This is a genomic window from Mesorhizobium sp. M1C.F.Ca.ET.210.01.1.1 (assembly GCF_004791585.1).
GTDB lineage: Bacteria > Pseudomonadota > Alphaproteobacteria > Rhizobiales > Rhizobiaceae > Mesorhizobium.
On record NZ_SRUU01000041.1, the window covers coordinates 1 to 17436 of the forward strand.

Genomic DNA, 17436 nt, shown 5'->3' on the forward strand with positions numbered 1-17436 from the left:
GCAAGGAGAAAATGGTCATCCGTATCGCGCTCGCCCGCAAGCTGCTCGTCATTCTCAATGCAAAAGCACGCGACGCGCGCAGCGAGTTCGCAAATGCAACTTGACACCTCAGATAGTCGCTCATCCGTTTCGGCGCTGCGCGCCGATCCACCTTCCCTCACAAGGGGGGAAGGGAAGTCCAGACCTCTGGCAACGCTTCCTTTCTTCGGCTAGCTTCCGAAAATTCCTTGGCGGAGGATGAACCTTTTTGGACCGATCAGCGACAGAGCCACGAGGAGCCAGGCGGCTCGACCGGCCATGAACGCGGCGACGGAAACCGATCGCGCGCTTGTAGACCGGGTCGCGAAGGGCGACCGGGCTGCCGTGCGGCTCCTGTTCATGCGTCACCACGCGCGGATCTACCGCTTCGTGGCGCGCCAGACGGGATCGGAAATGATGGCCGACGATATCGCAAATGAGGTCTTCCTCGAACTGTGGCGGCAGGCGCCGGGCTTCGAAGGCCGCTCCGAAGTCTCGACCTGGCTGCTCGGCATCGCCCGTTTCAAGGCGTTGTCCCTGCTGCGCAAGAAGAAGGAAGACTGGATCGACGATGACGACGCGGCGCAGGTGCCCGACAGCGCCGACACGCCGGAGGTCGTCACTATGAAGGAGGACAAGGCCGCCGCCTTGCGCCGCTTCGTCGATGCCTTGCCGGAAGAACACCGCACGGTGATCGATCTTGCCTATTACCATGGACAGTCGGTGACCGAGATCGGCGAGGTGCTCAGCATCCCGGTCGCGACGGTGAAGACCAGGATGTTCTACGCCCGCAAGAAGCTCGGCGAGGCGCTCAAGGCCGCCGGTTACGACAGGGGGTGGCCATGAGCGCCGCTGAAAAGATGTCGCGCCGCGACGAGATGGAGACGCTGCTGCCGTTCTACCTGAACGGCTCGCTGGAAGGCGCCGAGCTCGAGGCCGTCGAGGAATGGCTTGCGTCCGATCCGGCGGCGATGGCAGCCCTTGGCGAAGCCGAGGCCGAATTTTCCGGCACCGCCGCCGCCAACGAGGCGATCCGCCCGCCGGCCGATGCGCTCTCCCGCTTCGCCAGGGCGCTCGACGCCGAGGCCGGCCCGGCGCGCGCGAGTGCCGGCCAATCGTGGCTGACGAAGATCTTCGGCCGCGTCACGGCAATGCCTGCCGGCGTCGCCTGGGCTGCGGCCGCGGCGCTGCTGGCGCTGGTCGTGGTGCAGTCCTTCGAGCAGCCGGGCGGCAAGGGCAATGACTTCGAGATCGCGGGCGCCGAGGATGACCTGGCGAAGCTCCCCTTCGCCCTGGTGAAGTTCAAGCCGGATGCCAAAATGTCGGACATCGCCGCCTTCCTCGGCCAGAACGGGCTGAAGGTCGCGGGAGGGCCGACCGCCGACGGCGTGTTTCACGTGACGATCCCGGCCAGCACCGCGACCGAATACGACAAGCTTGTCGGCCTTATTGCCGCCCAGCCTTTCGCGGATGCTGTGGTGCAGGGAAGGAAACCGGTCGATGGCGGCTAAGGCGGTCATTCTTCATGCGGCGCTCCTTGCGGCGGCATTTGTCGCCGCGCCCGCCCTTGCGCAGACCAACGACCCGAGCCTTTCGCAAAAACAGGTCGACTGCCTCAACCGCACGACCGCGGCCGGCGCCGATTGCGACAAGAACGGCGGCGACAAGAACGGCGGCGACAAGTCGGGCACAGGCAGCGCCGCCGTGTTCCTGCCGGCGCTGATCGTCGACCTGTTCCCGAACCCGCCGGCCAGCCCTGCACCGGCAAACCCGTCGAACGGAGCAGCGCAGACTGGCGGCCCGACGAACACGCCCCCACCCGCTCCAGCGCCAAGCGGACCTGTCACACCCCCTGCCGGGCTCAATCTCGCAGCGCCGCCGCGTGCGGTCAGCGGCGAGTTCGTGCCCGACGAGGTGCTGGTCACGGTCGCTGGCGATGCCGGCGCCGTGCAGCAGATCGCCAATTTCTTCGGCCTGCAGGTGCGGTCTGAGCGCCAGTCGCGGCTGCTCGGCACCACGCTGGTGCGCTACGGCATTCCCGACGGGCGACCGGTCGGCGTGGTCCTGGCGCAGCTTGCCGCCGACGGCCGCACGCAACGGCGCGAGCCTAACCACATCTATTCGCTGCAGCAGGCCGCCGGCATCGTGAACTATGCCTTCGACCGCATCGCGCTCGATGCCAGGAACGCGAGCGGCGAGAATGTCCGCGTCGCCGTCATCGATACCGGCATCGACGCCACCAATCCGGCGCTGAAGGGCGTGATCGCCAATCAGTTCGACGCCATGCCGAACGTGCCTATCGAGAAGCGCGACCACGGCACCTCGGTCGACGGGCTGATCGCAGGCATCGGCGCGCTGGAAGGCATGGCGCCGGGCGCCAGGATCTATCATGCGCGCGCTTTCGAGGGCGGCAAATCCACAATGGACGTCATCCTTTCGGCGCTCGACTGGGCGGCCGAGCAGGATGTGCGCATCATCAATATGAGTTTCGTCGGCCCCAAGAACGACCTGCTCGGCACCGCCTGCCGCAATGCGCGCGCGCTCGGCATGGTGCTGGTGGCGGCGGCCGGCAACAACGGGCCGAAGGCGCCCTATGGCTATCCCGCCGCCTTCGACGGCGTGATCGCGGTCACCGCCACCGACGCCAAGGACGGGCTGATGCCGCAAGCCAATCGCGGCGCCTACGTCTTCATCTCCGCGCCGGGCGTGGAGATGGTGGCGCCGAGCGGTGCCGGCTCGGATGTGGTGACCGGCACCTCATTCGCCGCCGCGATCGTCAGCGGCGCCATTGCCAATCTGATCCACGCCGCGCCCGACCGCTCGGCCGACGATATCGAGAAGGCGCTCGCCGCCACGGCCAAGGATCTCGGCCCGAAAGGGCGGGACAATGATTTCGGCTATGGGTTGCTGGATATAAAGGCGGCTGGAGCGGCGAAGGAATAATCGCGCCCTACCAGGCTATGCGGGATTCGGGTCAGGCCGCGTCGAAAATGGTGGCTGCCGAGAACCGGAGCGGAGCGTACTAAAGTACGTGAGCACCGGAAGCACAGGCTGCCGCCATTTGGAGGCCGGCCTCACCCGAATAGCGCATAGGCTAAGGCGCCCCGGCAACCGATCCCCTCACCACCAGATCAACCGGCCAGACCTCGCCGCGAGCCCTCTCTTCGAGCCCCGATATGCGCGCGGCCAAACGCTCGGCGACGCGCGCTCCCGCAAGCCGGATCGAGGAGCGCGTCGTCGACAGCGGCACCGGGAAATTTTCCGGCCGCAGCCAGGGGAAGACGTCGTCATGGGCGACCAGCGACAGATCGCCCGGAATGGTGAGGCCGAGATCGCGCACGGCGCGCACGACGCCCAGCGCCATGATGAGACTGGAGCAGACGATCGCCGTCGGCGCCTCGCTCTCTTCGAGCAGGCGGCGGGCGGCGCGGTAGCCGTTTTCCTCGGTCATGGTCGCCGAGCAGATGTGGCGCTCGCCGAGCGCCAGGCCGCTCGCGACAAGCGCCCGGCGCACGCCGCGCTCGCGGTGGATGGCGAAAGTCTCGCGGTCGTCGCCGTTGATCAGCGCCAGCCGCTGGTGGCCGAGCTGGACGAGCAGCCTGGCCGCCTCGTGGAAGGCGCCCTCATTGTCGATGTCGAGATAGGGATAGTCGAACTCGAACCCCTCGCTGCGGCCATGGACGATGAAGGGGATGCCCAGCGTGTTGACCAGCGCCAGGCGTCGGTCGGCGGGGCGGGGCGAGGAGATGTAGACGGCGTCGACCTGCCGGTTGGCGACGATACGGCGATAGGTGGTTTCCTGGTCGTCGGCATCGGCCGGCGAGAGCACGAGGTCGAGCTCGTGCGAGCGGGCATAGTCGCCGAGGCCGGAAAGGAACTCGACGAAATGCGGATCGATGTCGACGGCATTGCCGGTCGGCAGCACATAGCCGATCATGCCCGACTTGCCGGTGGCCAGCCGCCGTGCGCTGGGGTTCGGGCGATAGCCGTGGCGCTTGGCGGCATCCATCACGCGCCGCCGCGTTTCCTCGTTGACCTCCGGGTAGCCGTTGAGCGCCCGGCTCACCGTGGTCTGGGAGAGCGACAGCATATGCGAGAGTTGCTTGAGGTTCATCGGAGGCCTCCAGCCTCAAAGCGCTTTAAATTTGAATCGATCCGATGATTGCTGGCGATGGCGTCAGACATAATGACTTTAGTGACGGCTCAATGCAGTTTGAAGTAAAAATTGCTGCTGCAGCGCCAAAAAAGCATGCTGCAGCGCACTTTCTGGCTGACCAGGAGGAATTTTAAATCGATTAGTACTGCAACCCTCTTGACTTCCGGTTAATTCAATGGCGAGATCGAAAAAGCCAAAGCGCTTTGGAAGGCTCTCCGGAAGGTTGCGGTTGCCTTTTCGCTGAGTCACAGTTCTGCGGGCGTCGGCGGACGAGATGGAGGTTTCGTCCGAACTGTTTGACCACTGGGAGGAATTGCGATGAAGAAAATGCTTCTCTTGGGCGCCGCTTTCGCCGCGCTCGCTTTCAGCCTGCCGGCGCAAGCCGAATTGAAGTTCAAGCCGGGCGAGGACCCGCGCTTCCACTGGGCGAACTACGACGAGCTCAAGAAAGTCGACCTCAAGGGCGAGACGCTGACCATCTTCGGGCCGTGGCGCGGCGAGGACGAGGGCCTGGTGCGCACCGTGCTCGAATATTTCCAGGAAGCCACCGGCGCCGAGATCAAATACTCCTCGTCCGAGAATTACGAACAACAGATCGTCATCGACACCCAGGCCGGCAGCCCGCCCAACATCGCCGTGCTGCCGCAGCCCGGCCTCATCCAGGACCTGGCCTCCAAGGGCCTGCTCACCCCGCTCGGCGACGACACCGCCAAATGGGTGAAGGACAATTACGGCGCCGGCCAGTCATGGGTCGATCTCGGCACCTTCAAGGACAAGGACGGCAAGCCCGGCTTCTTCGCCTTCCCCTACAAGGCCGACGTGAAATCGCTGGTCTGGTATTCGCCGGACAATTTCGAGGAAGCCGGCTACAAGGTGCCGAAGACGCAGGAAGAACTCGCCGACCTCGAGAAGAAGATCATCGCCGATGGCGGCAAGCCCTGGTGCATCGGGCTTGGCTCGGGCGGCGCCACCGGCTGGCCGGCGACCGACTGGGTCGAGGACATCATGCTCAGGACCCAGGCGCCCGACGTCTACGACAAGTGGGTGAAGAACGAGATCCCGTTCAACGACCCGGCCGTGGTCAACGCCATCGACATCTTCGGCAAGATCGCTACCGACGACAAGATGGTCGATGGCGGCGCCAAGGCGGTGGCGGCGACCGACTTCCGCGACAGCCCGAAAGGCCTCTTCTCGGTGCCGCCGAAATGCTACATGCACAAGCAGGCATCGTTCATCCCGACCTTCTTCCCGCAGGGCACCAAGATCGGTCAGGACGCCGACTTCTTCTACTATCCGCCCTATGCTTCCAAGCCGGATCTCGGCACGCCCGTGCTCGGCGCCGGCACGCTGGTGATGATCACCAAGGACTCCAAGGGTGCGCGCGCCTTCATCGACTTCCTCAAGATGCCGCTGGCGCATGAGATCTGGATGGCCCAGGGCGGCTTCGTGACGCCCTACAAGTCGGTGAACAAGGAAGCCTATGCCAGCGAGGCGCTGAAGAAGCAGGGCGACATCCTGGCCAACGCCTCGACCTTCCGCTTCGACGGCTCGGACCTGATGCCCGGCAAGATCGGCGCCGGCTCCTTCTGGACCGGCATGATCGACCTGGTCGGCGGCAAGTCCGCCCAGGACGTCGCCACCGACATTCAGAAGAGCTGGGATGCCATCAAGTAAGCCGCCCATAGCGGCGAAGCATCAGACTTGCTGATCCTCCTACTGGATCCGGGCCATGGCCCGGATCCGACCGGCGGCATCCGCCGGAAGCCTTCGCGTCTCGTTTGTTCCGAATAACCGAAAGTCGGTGCATCCGATCGCCAGCATTTGCCTGGCCGGTCATGCGCAGGGAGAGGGACCCATGGCGGCTCAGATTTTCTCGGCCATATTCGTCATCATCGTCGGCGTCGGCGGCTGTGTCGCCTATTTCTGGGGCGCCAACAAACTGCTCGACGTCATCTTCCCATCGCGCGGCGTCTCCGGCACCGCTGCCGTCGACAATCTGCGCCGGCAAGGGCTGGTGCGGCCGTGGCTGTTCGTCGGACCGGCGATGATCATCCTCACCATCTACCTGATCTATCCGGTCGTCGAGACGCTAAGGCTGTCCTTCCTCGACCGCGGCGGCGCGAGCTTCGTCGGCCTCGCCAACTACGAATGGGCGTTCGGCGATCGCGAGTTCCGCAATTCGATCCTCAACAACATCGTCTGGCTCGCCGTGGTGCCTGCTGCATGCACTTTCCTCGGGCTGATCATCGCCGTGCTCACCGACAAGATCTGGTGGGGCACGATCGCCAAGAGCCTGATCTTCCTGCCGCTGGCGATCTCCTTCGTCGGCGCCAGCGTGATCTGGAAGTTCATCTACGAGTATCGCGGCGAAGGCCAGGTCCAGATCGGCCTGCTCAACGCCATCATCCAGTATTTCGGCGGCCAGCCGCAGGTGTGGATATCACTGCCCTTCTGGAACAACTTCTTCCTGATGGTCATCCTGATCTGGATCCAGACCGGCTTTGCCATGGTGATCCTGTCGTCGGCACTGCGCGGCATTCCGGAAGAGACCCTGGAAGCCGCGGTCATCGACGGCGCCAACCCGTTCCAGATCTTCTGGAAGATCATGGTGCCGCAGATCTGGGGCACCATCGCGGTCGTCTGGACCACCATCACCATCCTGGTGCTGAAGGTGTTCGACATCGTGCTGACGATGACCAACGGCCAATGGAACAGCCAGGTGCTCGCCAATCTGATGTTCGACTGGATGTTCCGCGGCGGCGGCGACTTCGGCCGCGGCGCCACGATCGCCATCATCATCATGATCGCCGTCATTCCGATCATGGTCTGGAACATCCGCCAGGCCAACAAAGAGACGGGAGGGCATTGAGATGACCGCCAAGACCGGAAAGTCCTTTGCCAGCCGCTTCGGCGTCCATATCGCCGTGCTCGTCTTCGTGGCGATCTGGACTGTGCCCACGCTCGGCATCCTCGTCTCGTCGCTGCGCGACAAAGACCAGATCATCGCCTCGGGCTGGTGGAATTCCTTCGCCAGTTCCAGCCAGACCGAAGCCGGACGGCTGCCGGCCGCTTCGGCGCAGGCGCAGAAGGACGGCAAATTTGTCATCGAGGGCAACATCTTCGGCGACGGCGCCAAGCGCAATATCAGCGCCTTCGGCGTCAAGTCGTCGGCGCCGACGCAATATGCGGCCGGCACCGCGGCCGATCTCGGCGACGGCGTCAGCCTGCTGATGAATGCCGACGGCAGCTTCGTTCTCTCCTCGCCGAAGGCTTTCGAGGGCGAGCGCGGCCAGCGAGTCTATTTCGCTTCGTCCGCGCCACCGAAATTCACCACCGACAATTACCAGACGGTGCTGTTCTCCGAAGGCATCGGCCGCTCCTTCATGAACTCGCTGACGGTCACCATCCCCTCGACCGTCATCCCGATCCTGATCGCAGCCTTCGCGGCCTACGCGCTGGCCTGGATGCGCTTTCCCGGGCGGGCGCTGCTGATCGCCGTCATCATCGGCCTGCTGGTCGTGCCGCTGCAGATGTCGCTGATCCCGCTCTTGAAGCTCTACAACGGCGTCGGCTCCTTCTTCGGCGTGCCGTCGAAGACCTATCTCGGCATCTGGCTGGCGCATACCGGGTTCGGCCTGCCCTTCGCTATCTACCTGCTCAGGAGCTACATTGCCGGCCTGCCGCGCGAGATCATGGAGTCTGCCCGCATCGACGGCGCCAGCGACTTCGAGATCTTCGTCAAGATCGTGCTGCCGCTGTCGTTCCCGGTGCTTGCCTCCTTCGCCATCTTCCAGTTCCTGTGGGTATGGAACGATCTTCTGGTGGCGATGGTTTTCCTTGGCACGGAGGCCGACCAGATCGTGCTGACGGCCAAGCTCAACGCGCTGCTCGGCTCGCGCGGCGGCGACTGGGAGATCCTGACGACATCGGCCTTCGTGACCATCATCGTGCCGCTGATCGTGTTCTTCTCGCTGCAGCGCTATTTCGTCCGCGGGCTGCTTGCCGGCTCGGTGAAAGGAGGTTGAGAAAATGCAATCGGCTTTGAAGGCGACTTCGAGACCTGACCCCGCGATCGACCGCGACTGGTGGCGGGGCGCGGTGATCTACCAGATCTATCCGCGTTCCTATCAGGACTCGAACGACGACGGCATCGGCGACCTGAAAGGCATTGTGCGGCGACTGCCCTACATCGCCTCGCTCGGCGTCGACGCCATCTGGATCTCGCCCTTCTTCAAATCGCCGATGAAGGATTTCGGCTACGACGTGTCGGACTATTGCGATGTCGACCCGATGTTCGGTACGCTGGCTGATTTCGACGCGCTGGTGGCGGAGGCGCATCGGCTGGGCCTCAAGGTGATGATCGACGAGGTGCTGTCGCACACGGCCGACATCCATCCCTGGTTCAAGGAAAGCCGCTCCAGCCGGACCAATCCGAAGGCGGACTGGTATGTCTGGGCGGACGCAAGGCCGGACGGCACGCCGCCCAACAACTGGCTGTCGATCTTCGGCGGCTCGGCCTGGCAGTGGGACACCAGCCGCCAGCAATACTACATGCACAATTTCCTGGCCGAGCAGCCGGACCTCAACTTCCACAACAGCGAAGTGCAGGACGCGCTGCTCGAGGTCACGCGCTTCTGGCTGGAGCGCGGCGTCGACGGCTTCCGCCTCGACACCATCAATTTCTACTTCTACAGCCTGGGGCTGGAGGACAACCCGCCGCTGCCGCCGGAAGAGCGCAACGACCAGACCGCGCCCGCGGTCAACCCCTACAATTACCAGGACCACATCTACGACAAGAGCCGGCCGGAAAACCTCGACTTCCTCGAGCGTTTCCGCGCGCTGCTCGACGAATATCCGGCGCAGGCCGCCGTCGGCGAGGTCGGCGACTCGCAGCGCGGGCTGGAAGTGGTGGCCGCCTACACGGCGGGCGCAAAACGCGTCCACATGTGCTATTCCTTCGACTTCCTGGCGCCGGAGAAGATCAGCGCCGCCAAGGTGCGCGCGGTGCTGGAGGCGTTCGGCCGGGTCGCCAGCGACGGCTGGTCGTGCTGGGCCTTCTCCAACCACGACGTGATGCGCCCGGCCTCGCGCTGGGCCGCCGACGAGGCCGACCCGACAGCCTATCTCAAGGTGATCTCGGCGCTGTTGATGTCGCTGCGCGGTTCCGTCTGCATCTATCAGGGCGAGGAGCTCGGTCTCGGCGAGGCTGAGCTCACGTTCGAGGACCTGCAGGATCCCTACGGCATCCGCTTCTGGCCCGAGTTCAAGGGCCGCGACGGCTGCCGCACGCCGATGGTGTGGGAAGCGGCGGCCAAGAACGGCGGCTTTTCGGCCGCCAAGCCCTGGCTGCCGGTGCCGGCCAAGCATCTCCCGCAAGCGGTGAACGTGCAGCAGGGCGATCCGAACTCGCTGCTCGAACATTACCGGCGCTTCCTCGCCTTCCGGCGCCAGCACCCCGCGCTGACCAAGGGCGACATCGACTTCATCGAAAGCGACGGCGACACCGTCGCCTTCACGCGGCGCGAAGGCAATGAGCGCATCGCCTGCGTCTTCAACCTCGGCAGCAAGCCCGCCGAGGTCGATCTCGGCAAAGGCTCGCCGCAGCCCTTGCCGGGACATGGCTTTTCGGGACAAGCTGGCACCGGGCCCATCCGCCTCGGCGGCTATGGCGCCTGGTTCGGGCGGATCGACTGAGTCTTGCGACAGACAATCACTGGGAGGAAGAAAACATGGCCGATGTCACGCTGAACCAGGTGAAGAAATCATACGGCAACCTCAACATTCTCCACGGCATCGACCTCGACATCAAATCGGGCGAGTTCATCGTCTTCGTCGGGCCGTCGGGCTGCGGCAAGTCGACCTTGCTGAGGTCGATCGCCGGCCTGGAGGAGATCACTTCGGGCGTGCTCCAGATCGATGGCGAGGTGGTGAATGACGTGCCGCCGTCGAAGCGCGGCATCGCCATGGTGTTCCAGTCCTATGCGCTCTATCCGCATATGACGGTCTACGACAACATGGCCTTCTCGATGAAGATCGGCAAGGAAAGCAAGGCCGAGATCGACAAGCGCGTGCGCCAGGCGGCCGACATCCTGCAGCTCACCAAATATCTCGACCGCCTGCCCAAGGCGATGTCGGGCGGCCAGCGCCAGCGCGTCGCCATCGGCCGCGCCATCGTGCGCAATCCGAAAGTGTTCCTGTTCGACGAACCGCTGTCGAACCTCGATGCCGCGTTGCGCGTCGCCACCCGCATCGAGATCGCCAAGCTCAAGGAATCGATGCCGAACACCACGATGATCTACGTCACGCACGACCAGGTCGAGGCGATGACGCTGGCGGACCGCATCGTGGTGTTGAAGGAAGGTGTCGTCGAGCAGGTCGGCACGCCGATGGAGCTCTACAAGCGGCCGGGCAATCTGTTCGTCGCCCAGTTCATCGGCTCGCCGGCGATGAACATCCTGCCGGCGAAGATCGAGAAGGCCGGCAACCCGACCGTGGTCAGCCATGTCGGCGACCGCAAGGCGACCGTGCCGATCGCAACGCCGGCCTCGGCGCATGGTGCCGCGGTGAGCTTCGGGGTCAGGCCGGAGGATCTCGCGATCGCCACCGGCGCGGACTACCTGTTCGAAGGCAAGGTGGATTACATCGAGCAGCTCGGCGAGGTGCAGCTCGTCTATGTCGATATCGGCCGCGCCGACCTGCCGCTGGTGGCCAAGCTGCCGGGCAATGTCGAGGTCAAGCGCGGCGAGACCTTGCGGCTCAACGCCAGCGCGGGCGACCTGCACATCTTCGACGCGGACGGCCACTCCTTCACGCTGCATCGCGCCGAGGCGAAGGCGGCCTGAGGACGGCGTCCTTCAGCTCCGGCAAATAAAAAAGGGCGGCGGGCTGAGCCCGCCGCCCTTTTTTCAACTGCCTGCGGCTACGCAATTCCGGACGGAAAACCTGGAATTGCTCTAGCGGCCGAAGAGGTTGCGGTCGCTGCCTTGCGGGGCCGACTTCTGCGCATCATTCGACGAGTTCAGCAGCTTGTAGACCGGCGAGTCGGTGCCGGTCGACGAGGTGCGGGTCGTGTCGACGGCGGGAGCCGGCTGGTTGACGCCGCTGTTGCCATAGTTGTCGCTGCTCGCGAAAGCGGCGCTGGAAAGGGCCAAAACGGCCGCAGTGGCAAGAACAATCTTCTTCATTTCAATTACTCCTGAATTCTTAATCTGATGCATGCCTTTTCCCAAAACCGCTGCACACTTTTGGGCGACATGCATTGGAGACGGCGGGAGGCCCCGCCGTCTGTCTCCTGTCGAACCATGGCCCCTCATTTCCGGATCATGGTCGGGTCCGGCTGTTAGTTGTTGCCGAAGAGGTTGCGGTCGGCGCCCTGGGTGACAGGCTTCTGTGCAGCAGCATCCGACTTGGTCGAAGCCGTGTAGGAGGTATCGACGGCGGCAGCCGGCTGATTGGCACCGTTCGAACCATAGTTGTCGCTACCTGCGAAGGCGCTGCCGGAAATGGCCAGAAGGGCGGCGGCAGTGAGAACAATCTTTTTCATTTTTGGTACTCCAGTATCTTTATTTCCGTCCGTCTAGCGGCGTGTCTTGGGAATGAAAATCGCGTCGTTCGGACCGCCCCGATGTGGGTGAGCCGACTGCCGGATTCCAATCACGAAGTTGTTCCGCCTGGACCATGAATCCACATCTTGAAATTGTGCCAACTGCTCCTACTACCTTAATTTTAATAATGAAAATCAACCTCTTATCTCATTCATGTGTTGGCTCACCAAGTGTGTCCGAGCGCCAATGTTCACCCCATCCTGCACGCACCGTCAACAGAAACGAACCGTTCGGTTCGATTTTAGAATCTTCTAATAGTCACTTTTCGATACTATTTAACCATCTCGAGGCTGATCGCGACCCTGATTCGAGTGCCTTGCCAGCCTCGGGTCCAGGCCGTCGCGGCTATGAGCGCTGCCCTTCCAGCTCGTTCTGGCGACCTTCTTCCAGTCAGGAGAGGTCGCGCGCGTTCACACCCCGTAGCGCTCGGTGCGGATGAGCCCGGCCGGAACGCCGGCCTCGATCAGGGCTTCAGCGGCGGCCGAGACGAACGCGTTCGAGCCGCAGACATAGGCGAGCCGGGGCGCCTTCGGCAGCCGCTCCATGGCCTGCACCATCATCCGGGCGTCGACGCGCCGGGAGGAGTCTGCGGGGCGCCGGGCCTGCTCGCGCGTCAGCGTCAGCACAAATTCGAAGCCGTCGCGGCGGTCGTCGAGGTCGATCAACTCGTCGCGGAAGATCACCTCGTCCCAGACCCGCGCCGAGAATACCAGCGCGACCGGAGCGGCCGATTTTTGCAAGGTGCGATGGCGCACCATCGCCATCAGCGGCACGACGCCGGAGCCGCCGCCGACCAGGAGGATCGGCCCGCCCTCGCTTGCTTCCCAGATGAAATGGCCGCCGAGCGGTCCGCGCAACTCGATCTCGTCGCCGACCTCCGCCACATCGTGGAAGAAGGGCGACACCTCGCCGTCGTCGAGCCGCTCGATCGCCAACTCAATGCCGGCGCCCGCCTCTGGCGCCGAGGCGATAGAATAGGAACGGCGCGCCTGATAGCCGTCCGGAGCCGTCAGCCTGATGTCGACATGCTGCCCCGCCAGATGGGTGAACGGGCGCGACGGCCGGAACCAGAAGCTGGTGACGCGCGGCGTGCGCTTTTCGATGCGGGCGATCGTGGCCGCCTGCCACGGCGACTGCGGCTGCGGTCCGGCGTTCATGGGTCGCCCATCACGGGTCGTCCCTTACGGATCACTTGAATAGCGCTGCTCGCGCCACGGGTCGCCATACATATGGTAGCCGCGCAGCTCCCAGAAGCCCGGCTCGTCGCGCTCGGTGAATTGCAGACCGTTCACCCATTTGGCCGACTTCCAGAAATAGAGATGCGGCACCAGAAGCCGCGCCGGTCCACCATGGTCTGGGGTGATGGGCTTGCCCTCGTAAAGCAGCGCCACCATCGCCTTGCCGGTAACAAGGTCCGCCGTTGGCACATTGGTGGAATAGCCGTCGAAGGAGAGGGCTAGCGTGAAGGCGGTCGGCGGCTCGATGCCGGCATCGGCGAAGATGTCGTCGATCAGCACCCCTTGCCAGGGCGTGTTGAACTTGGTCCATGCCGTCACGCAATGGATGTCGCGGGTCATCTTGCTCTGCGGCAGGGCGTTGAACTCGGCCCAGTTCCATTTCTTGACCGGCTTTGGCCCATGCTTGAGCGTGAAGGACCAGTCCTCGCTGCGCACGCGCGGCGTCGGCCCTGCCGAGAGCACCGGAAAACCCTGCTCCAGATACTGCCCCGGAGGGATGCGCTCGTCCGTGTCCGAAGGAGGACGCCGTCCGGAAAAGAAGCCGCGGGTGACCATAGGGATGCCCTTGCGCTGGGTTTGGCAGATCCCGGCACTGTTCTCGAAGACGTTCCGGCGGGCAACAGAAATCTTGGTGGCGGCCCTGCCGCCTGGAGCGGTTCCGCTTTGACCGGATCGCTGATCCGCTCCAGGCTTCTTTTCTGCGCAATTCCTGACGGAAAACCGCGACGTTCTTTTCCTGGAATTGCTCCTGCCGGCAGGACCTTGTCGGTTTCAGCCGGCGGCGAAAGGCACAGCGACGAATAGCTGCGCGTCGCCGCGATCGACCAGCAAAAGCACCGACTTCCTACCGGACTTTCCGGCCGCGGCGATCGCCTGGTTGGCCTGCCTTGCGCTCTTCACCGGCGTGCGGTCGACGGCGACGATGACATCACCTGGCTCGATGCCGGCGACGGAGGCCGCCTTGTCCGGGTTGACGCGCTCGACCAAGGCGCCGCGCTGGTTGTCGGCGAGGTTGAGCTGGTCACGGACATCTGGCGTCAGATCCGTCAGGCCAAGGCCGAGCGACGGCACGCGCAGGCCCTCACCGGCCGATGGCTTGCCACCCTCGCTGTTAAACGCGGTCTTCTGGTCGTCGGTGTTGCGGCCGACATCGGCCGAGATCTGCATCGTCTTACCGTTGCGCCAGACATCCAGCGTTTCCTTGTTGCCGGGCGATACATCGGCGACTGCGCGCGACAGATCCTTGGGATCCTTGATCTCCTGGCCGGCGAAGCCGGTGATGACGTCGCCGGTCTCGATGCCAGCCTTGGCCGCCGGCGACCCGTCGGTGACCGCGGCGACCAGCGCGCCGCCCGCATGATCGAGGCCGATGGCACTGGCGACGTCCTGCGTCACCGGCTGGATCTGCACGCCGAGGTAGCCGTATTCGATGTTGTCGCCCTTCATCAGCTTGGCGACGACCTTCTCGGCCTGATTCGACGGGATGGCGAAGCCGACGCCGACGCTGCCGCCGTTGGGCGAATAGATCGCGGTGTCGATGCCCACGACATTGCCGTTGACGTCGACCAGCGGGCCGCCGGAATTGCCGTGGTTGATCGGCGCGTCGATCTGGATGAAGTCGTCGAACGGCCCGCTGTGCAGGTCGCGGCCGCGCGCCGAGACGATGCCGGCGGTGACCGTGGTGCCGATGCCGAACGGATTGCCGATCGCCAGCACCTGGTCGCCGGTCATCAGCCTGTCCGAATCGCCCCATTTGACGGTCGGCAGCGGCTTGCTCGCCTTGATCTTGAGCACCGCCAGATCGTTCTTGGCGTCGTGGCCGACGAGCTTGGCCGGGAGCTCGGTGCCGTCATCGAGCGTCACCTTGATCGAGGTCGCGCCGTCGACGACGTGATTGTTGGTGACGATGGTGCCATCGGAACCGACGATGAAGCCGGAACCCAGAGCTTCCTGCCGCTGCGGCTGCTGCTGCGGCGGCGTCTTCGGCATCGGGATGCCCTGGTCGCCGAAGAACTGCTGGAAATACTGGTCGAAGGGCGAATTGCCGTCGAAGGGCAAGCCATCGCCCGTCGGACCGGTCTGCGCCTTCATGACGGTCGTCACGGTCACGACGGCCGGCTTGGCGGTGGCCACGATCGGCGCGAACGAGCCGTTCGGGGCGGTGATGCCGGCGACCGGTGTCTGCGTCGTGGCGACAACGTTGCTCAGGCCGGCGTTGCCGGAGTTCTGCGCGAAAGACACGACGACGGGGGAGATGATCAGCGCAGCGCCCAGCAGGGCGGCGACGCGATGTCTGCGAAGAATGCCAAATGGTGACATGGTCGTTCTGTCCGGGCGAGCGTTGATCCGGCGCCGCGGGTTGTTGGAGGAACAACTGCGTCGGCGTGTCGACGACCGGATTTGCCTGTCTCGCCGTGCATGGCAGCCGGCCGCATCGACAGGCAAGCATCTAGGGTGTGGATCTGCCCGAATTAGGGTTTTGGGGTAACCTTACGAAGATTTAATTCAGAGGCCGCTCACGAACCGCTCCCTGCGGCGCAGATAGGAAGACGCGATCTCGCGCATCCTCAAGCGGTCGAAACTCGGGCCGTGGCCGCCATGGCCGATGCGGATCGGCAGGGCGAGCAGGCGCTGCATGGTGCGGCAATAGGCGGCGCGGTCCGAATCCGGCAGATCGTCGATCAGCATGCCGTCATAGATGGCGTCGCCGGCGAAGAACAGGCCATCGGCCTCGTCGAAAAGCGCGATCGAATCCGGCGAATGCCCGGGCAGATGCAGCACGCGGAATTTCCGGTCACCGAGATCGACGACGTCGCCTTCGTCGAGCGTTCGCGTCAGCGGCGCCGGCGGAATCCGGTAGTCGGCCGCCCTCCAGCCGGGCGCCGGCAATTTGGACACGGCGCCATCGAGATTGTGGAACATGTAGGCGTAGGTGACGGCATCATCCATTCCGTCGAACCGCGCCGCACTGACCTTCGGCCCCATGCGCAACGGAAACTCGTGCAGCGAGCCGACATGATCGAGATGGATGTGGGTGGCGACGACGATGAGCGGCTTGCCAACCGGCGTGTCGACCTCGGGCGCCAGCGGGCAGATGCCCATGCCGGTATCGACCAGCAGGTCGGCGTCCCGGCCCTTGAGATGCCACATGTTGGCGCGCACGAAATCATGCACGAACGGCTCGGTCAGCATCGTCGTCCGGGCATCGACGACGGCCCTGCCGAACCAGTCGCCCATGACGAGGTCGCCCATCAGACGAACGGTTTCCCGACCTTGTATTTTTCCGGCACCAGCCGCTTCAGATAGGCCATGCCGGCCTCGGACAGCTGGTTGACGTCGGGCTTCATGAAATCGTCCGGCATGTGGCGCGTCTTGCCTGCGACGGCCTTCAGAGGGACCTTCTTCAGGACGGTCTTCGACCCGTCATATTGGATCGCGACCGAGCCGCCGCCTTCCTCGGCAACGGCAACCGCGAAGGCGCCGGCGTCGAAGGCCTCCTTGGCATCCACGGCGCTGATGGCGCCGACATAGCCGCGCGGCATATAGCCCAGCGCGTCGACCCGCGCGCGCTTGCCCGGCAGGCCTTCGGCCAGCGCCCGTTCCAGCGCGGCGGTCAGGTCGCTGCCCGACAATTTGACGTTGCCGTGCTGGTCGCGCTCGAGCTTTTCAGGCGGCACCAGGCTTTCGACCAGCGCCTTGCCGTCGGCTGTGCTGACGCCCTCCGAAACGGCGACGATGCAGCGCTTGTGACGGTCGAGCGCCTTGCGCACGTCGTCGATGAAGCGCTCGGCGGAAAAGGCGCGCTCCGGCACATAAACGAGATGCGGGCCGCTGTCGGGATCGAGCTGCCAGGCCGCGGCGGCGGCCGTGAGGAAGCCGGCGTGCCTGCCCATGACGATGCCGACATAGATGCCGGGCAGGGCACGGAAGTCGAGATCGACGGAAAGGAAGGCGCCAGCGACGAATTCGGCGGCCGAAATGAAGCCCGGCGTGTGGTCGTTCTCCTCGAGATCGTTGTCGATGGTCTTCGGCGCATGCACGAAAGCCATCTTGCCGCCGGCGGCATCGGTCAGGATCTGTTGCGTGCCCGACGTATCGTTGCCGCCGATATAGATGAAGGCATCGGCGCCGGCCTTCTTCAGGCCGCTGAGGATCACCTCGCAATAGGCGGCGTCAGGCTTGTCGCGGGTCGAGCCCAGCGCGGCGCTCGGCGTGCCGGCGATCAGCCGCAGCCGGTCCTCGGGGATGGCGGAGAGGTCGACATAATTGCCGTCGCGGATGCCGCGCACGCCATGGATCGAGCCCAGCACCTTGGCGCCGGGATGGCGCTTGCGGATTTCAAGCGTGGCGCCGACGACCGTCTGATTGATGACGGCGGTCGGGCCGCCGCCCTGCGCGATGACGAAAGTTCCGGCCATGC

At 64.4% G+C, this 17436-nt stretch carries 17 protein-coding genes and 1 pseudogene; 10 read left to right on the forward strand and 8 right to left on the reverse strand.

The window, feature by feature from the left end:
- The 4 genes and pseudogenes from EN853_RS35375 to EN853_RS29630 all read left to right on the forward strand — a co-directional run.
- Positions 1-104, forward strand: a pseudogene (locus EN853_RS35375) (IS110 family transposase); the annotation flags it as partial.
- Between the two features lie 193 nt (positions 105-297).
- Entirely contained in the window at positions 298-864 is a 567-nt protein-coding gene (locus EN853_RS29620; protein WP_127862620.1) for a sigma-70 family RNA polymerase sigma factor, read from the forward strand.
- Entirely contained in the window at positions 861-1529 is a 669-nt protein-coding gene (locus tag EN853_RS29625) for an anti-sigma factor (RefSeq protein WP_127862619.1), read from the forward strand. Before EN853_RS29620 ends, EN853_RS29625 begins: the two co-directional genes overlap by 4 nt.
- Positions 1519-2961, forward strand: a complete 1443-nt coding sequence (locus EN853_RS29630; protein WP_127862618.1) for a S8 family serine peptidase — start codon at positions 1519-1521, stop codon at positions 2959-2961. The genes EN853_RS29625 and EN853_RS29630 overlap by 11 nt, the downstream gene beginning before the upstream one ends.
- A gap of 151 nt (positions 2962-3112) precedes the next feature.
- Here EN853_RS29630 and EN853_RS29635 read toward each other — a convergent pair whose 3' ends face one another.
- On the reverse strand, positions 3113-4132 hold the full coding sequence (locus tag EN853_RS29635) for a substrate-binding domain-containing protein (RefSeq protein ID WP_127862617.1): 1020 nt from the start codon (positions 4130-4132) through the stop codon (positions 3113-3115).
- A gap of 44 nt (positions 4133-4176) precedes the next feature.
- Here EN853_RS29635 and EN853_RS35170 point away from each other — a divergent pair, with 44 nt between their 5' ends.
- The 6 genes from EN853_RS35170 (at position 4177) to ugpC (ending at position 11016) form a co-directional block, all read left to right on the forward strand.
- Positions 4177-4308 carry a hypothetical protein gene (locus EN853_RS35170; RefSeq protein WP_281061517.1) on the forward strand — a complete coding sequence of 44 codons (132 nt, stop codon included), beginning with the start codon at positions 4177-4179 and terminating at the stop codon, positions 4306-4308.
- Positions 4309-4492: 184 nt separating this feature from the next.
- Complete coding sequence (locus tag EN853_RS29640) at positions 4493-5848, forward strand: ABC transporter substrate-binding protein (RefSeq protein WP_127862616.1); 1356 nt, start codon at positions 4493-4495, stop codon at positions 5846-5848.
- Positions 5849-6029: 181 nt separating this feature from the next.
- Positions 6030-7043, forward strand: coding sequence for a sugar ABC transporter permease (locus tag EN853_RS29645; protein ID WP_127862615.1), 1014 nt, complete (start codon positions 6030-6032; stop codon positions 7041-7043).
- Position 7044: 1 nt separating this feature from the next.
- Entirely contained in the window at positions 7045-8199 is a 1155-nt protein-coding gene (locus EN853_RS29650) for a carbohydrate ABC transporter permease (protein WP_127862614.1), read from the forward strand.
- Positions 8200-8203: 4 nt separating this feature from the next.
- Positions 8204-9868 carry an alpha-glucosidase gene (locus tag EN853_RS29655; RefSeq protein WP_127862613.1) on the forward strand — a complete coding sequence of 555 codons (1665 nt, stop codon included), beginning with the start codon at positions 8204-8206 and terminating at the stop codon, positions 9866-9868.
- Between the two features lie 35 nt (positions 9869-9903).
- Positions 9904-11016, forward strand: a complete 1113-nt coding sequence (ugpC, locus tag EN853_RS29660) for a sn-glycerol-3-phosphate ABC transporter ATP-binding protein UgpC (RefSeq protein ID WP_127862612.1) — start codon at positions 9904-9906, stop codon at positions 11014-11016.
- A gap of 111 nt (positions 11017-11127) precedes the next feature.
- Here the strand turns inward: ugpC and EN853_RS29665 are convergent, their stop codons facing one another.
- The 7 genes from EN853_RS29665 to EN853_RS29695 form a co-directional block, all read right to left on the reverse strand.
- Positions 11128-11358, reverse strand: a complete 231-nt coding sequence (locus tag EN853_RS29665) for a DUF680 domain-containing protein (protein ID WP_127862611.1) — start codon at positions 11356-11358, stop codon at positions 11128-11130.
- Positions 11359-11513: 155 nt separating this feature from the next.
- Positions 11514-11717 carry a DUF680 domain-containing protein gene (locus EN853_RS29670; protein WP_127862610.1) on the reverse strand — a complete coding sequence of 68 codons (204 nt, stop codon included), beginning with the start codon at positions 11715-11717 and terminating at the stop codon, positions 11514-11516.
- A 471-nt stretch (positions 11718-12188) separates the two neighbouring features.
- On the reverse strand, positions 12189-12935 hold the full coding sequence (locus EN853_RS29675; protein WP_127862609.1) for a ferredoxin reductase: 747 nt from the start codon (positions 12933-12935) through the stop codon (positions 12189-12191).
- Positions 12936-12959: 24 nt separating this feature from the next.
- Complete coding sequence (locus tag EN853_RS29680) at positions 12960-13571, reverse strand: molybdopterin-dependent oxidoreductase (protein WP_127862608.1); 612 nt, start codon at positions 13569-13571, stop codon at positions 12960-12962.
- Between the two features lie 216 nt (positions 13572-13787).
- A complete protein-coding gene (locus tag EN853_RS29685; protein WP_127862607.1) occupies positions 13788-15335 on the reverse strand; it encodes a DegQ family serine endoprotease in 1548 nt (515 codons plus the stop codon).
- A 186-nt stretch (positions 15336-15521) separates the two neighbouring features.
- Positions 15522-16253: an MBL fold metallo-hydrolase gene (locus EN853_RS29690; RefSeq protein WP_127862622.1), complete on the reverse strand. Its 732-nt coding sequence runs from the start codon at positions 16251-16253 to the stop codon at positions 15522-15524.
- Between the two features lie 14 nt (positions 16254-16267).
- The gene (locus EN853_RS29695) at positions 16268-17434 is read right to left on the reverse strand and encodes a diphosphate--fructose-6-phosphate 1-phosphotransferase (protein ID WP_127862606.1); all 1167 of its coding nucleotides are present in this window, start codon (positions 17432-17434) and stop codon (positions 16268-16270) included.
- Between the last annotated feature and the right edge of the window lie 2 nt (positions 17435-17436).